We start from the raw sequence: 1,724 nt of genomic DNA, 5'->3' as shown, positions 1-1,724 counted from the left end.
GTCAAGGCGATCTACCAGCGTTACATGGGCTGGTTCGACGGCAATCCGGCGCGGCTGTGGCCGCATCCGCCACAACAGCTGGCCACCCGCTACGTCGAAGCGCTCGGCGGTCTGGACCGGGTCGTTGAACTCGCTCGGCAGGCCTTCGACGGCGGCGATTTCCGCTGGGCCGCAACACTGCTCGATCACGCGGTTTTCGTCGACGACACCCACGCGGATGCCCGCGTGTTGTACGCCGACACGTTGGAGCAGCTGGCCTACGGCGCAGAGAACGCCACCTGGCGCAACTTCTTCCTGTCCGGTGCGGCCGACCTGCGCGGCGGTGTGTTCGGCACCACCGCCGGACGGGTCATGTCGCCGTCGCTGCTGTCCCAGCTCACCGCGGAACAGATCTTCGACAGCCTTGCTATCAGCGTGAACGGGCCGCGCGCCTGGGATCTCGACCTGGCTCTGGACGTTTCATTCGCCGACATAGACACCAACTATCGGCTGACACTGCGCAACGGGGTGCTGGTGCGCCGCAGGGTGCCTGCCGACGAATCCTCCGCCGACGTGACCGTGACGCTGGCCGATAAGACACGGTTAACCGGTGTCGTGCTGGGGGATGTCGAATCGCCGGGGGTGCAGATAATCGGTGACCGCAGCGCACTGCAGCGACTGCTCGACATCCTTGAACCACCCGACCCCACCTTCAACATCGTCACACCGTGATTCATGGCAGCGTGGCGGGCTAACGGCACGACGCCCACCGCGGCGGGCCGGGGGCTACGTCGCGATCACGGATCCCTGCGTGACACATGGGAGCCGGAGTATCGGCTATCACGCCGAGCTGACGTAGAACCTCGGAGAGCTGGCCACTGACCTCATCGAATCCGCGGTCGAGCTTTACGTCCAGCGCATCCACTTTCTGGTCGATACGCTCGACCAACTCGTAGAGTGAGTCAATGTCGGCACGCTGCTGACGTACCTGACGCTGGATCTCGGGCTGGGACACTCCAGAAATCTTGGGATTCGGTCAGGCCGCGGTGTGGTCGTCGTCGAGTCTTTCGGCGATCCAGACCTTGATGAGTGACTGGCGGGTGACTCCGAGCCGGGCGGCTTCGCGATCAAGCTCGGCGACCATCCATGCCGGAAAGTCGACGTTGACGCGCCGGTGTTCCTCGTCGGGCCTCCGCGCCCGTGCGGTATCCAGAGCGGCGGCCATGTCCTCGCCGGTGTCGAACCGCTCGTCGAACTCTTTAGCCTTCATAGATCGCCACCTCGCTCTCCCGTGAGCGACGTACCGAGATGATCCGGACATGTTCGTCCCGGTAGGTCACTACTGCTGACCAGCATCGGCCGTCAATCTGACCGATCACCACCCACCTCGGCTCATCCGTCGTGCGTGCCGGAACTTCGATGCGGTGCGTATCCCGCCAAATGGACTGCGCCGCAGTGAAGTCGATGCCGTGCTTGGCCAGGTTTGCCGCGCTCTTGGCGGGATCAAACTCAAACTCAAGCATGTATAGAAATCATACCGTAATTACTCATTTAAAGGGCCACGGACGAACCCGGCCGCCGCTGCGGCACTCGTGCGGCTCCACCGGATTGTTGGCGCCCCGCCCCGCAGCGGTTCGCCCGCACGCGATAGCTTGCTTTCGATGTCCCCGACAAGGAGGTTCGTATGGAGATCAACGGCAAGAAGGTGATCGTCATCGGCGGCGCCTCGGGCATGGGCCGGGCCA

4 protein-coding genes are annotated in these 1,724 nt (G+C 63.7%); 1 reads left to right on the top strand and 3 read right to left on the bottom strand.

The annotated features are described in order from the left end of the window. On the top strand, positions 1 to 711 hold a 711-nt coding region (locus AC2VON_RS24700; protein ID WP_486955196.1), incomplete at its 5' end, for an alkyl sulfatase dimerization domain-containing protein. 19 nt (positions 712 to 730) lie between these two features. On the opposite strand, the gene AC2VON_RS24695 is transcribed toward AC2VON_RS24700, so the two are convergent. From AC2VON_RS24695 to AC2VON_RS24685, 3 genes are read right to left on the bottom strand one after another with little or no spacing between them, the layout of a single operon-like run. Continuing rightward, entirely contained in the window at positions 731 to 994 is a 264-nt protein-coding gene (locus AC2VON_RS24695; RefSeq protein WP_486955195.1) for a hypothetical protein, read from the bottom strand. 21 nt (positions 995 to 1,015) lie between these two features. Next, complete coding sequence (brnA, locus tag AC2VON_RS24690; protein ID WP_486955194.1) at positions 1,016 to 1,249, bottom strand: type II toxin-antitoxin system BrnA family antitoxin; 234 nt, start codon at positions 1,247 to 1,249, stop codon at positions 1,016 to 1,018. Continuing rightward, positions 1,239 to 1,502, bottom strand: a complete 264-nt coding sequence (locus tag AC2VON_RS24685) for a BrnT family toxin (RefSeq protein WP_486955193.1) — start codon at positions 1,500 to 1,502, stop codon at positions 1,239 to 1,241. The genes brnA and AC2VON_RS24685 overlap by 11 nt, the downstream gene beginning before the upstream one ends. Positions 1,503 to 1,724: the final 222 nt, after the last annotated feature.

The sequence above is a fragment of the Mycobacterium sp. TH-M82 genome (assembly GCF_057473605.1).
Note: the sequence above shows the minus strand (reverse complement) of the source record. Positions and strands in the feature narration are given on the sequence as shown.

Coding starts and splice junctions, on each gene's coding strand:
- AC2VON_RS24685 (WP_486955193.1), bottom strand. CDS start 1,502: ATGCTTGAGTTTGAGTTTGATCCCGCCAAGAGCGCGGCAAACCTGGCC.
- brnA (WP_486955194.1), bottom strand. CDS start 1,249: ATGAAGGCTAAAGAGTTCGACGAGCGGTTCGACACCGGCGAGGACATG.